At 32.8% G+C, this 314-nt stretch carries 1 protein-coding gene; it reads right to left on the reverse strand.

Annotated features, from left to right (window positions below; genetic code table 11):
• Positions 1 to 62: 62 nt before the first annotated feature.
• Positions 63 to 221: a putative lipoprotein gene (locus M901_RS17620; protein ID WP_021276293.1), complete on the reverse strand. Its 159-nt coding sequence runs from the start codon at positions 219 to 221 to the stop codon at positions 63 to 65.
• Between the last annotated feature and the right edge of the window lie 93 nt (positions 222 to 314).

Here is a 314-nt window from a genome sequence, read left to right on the forward strand (position 1 = left end):
ATTTTAGGAATATTCTATCGAGAGTCCTTCTGAAATTAAAGACGTGTTTTGTTAGATTTTAATCAGAGAGTTCTTCTAATTCGTGGAAACTTTTCCATATGCTTTTCGAGTTTATCAAATGCCTTCTTTTCAGAAGCCGTCTCCCTCGAAGCTTTAGATGATGTTGTACACGATGTCAGGGCCAATAATGCGAGTAGTGGTATAAAAATTAGTTTCTTCATACCTGACCATATCGGTCAAACTTAAAAATACATGAAAAAATGTGAAAATATTACATAGAATTCAATATGTTAGCTTGCGTAAAAATGAGATTT

Origin of the sequence: Bacteriovorax sp. DB6_IX (assembly GCF_000447775.1) — a bacterium.
Lineage (GTDB): Bacteria > Bdellovibrionota > Bacteriovoracia > Bacteriovoracales > Bacteriovoracaceae > Halobacteriovorax_A.

Coding starts and splice junctions, on each gene's coding strand:
- M901_RS17620 (WP_021276293.1), bottom strand. CDS start 221: ATGAAGAAACTAATTTTTATACCACTACTCGCATTATTGGCCCTGACA.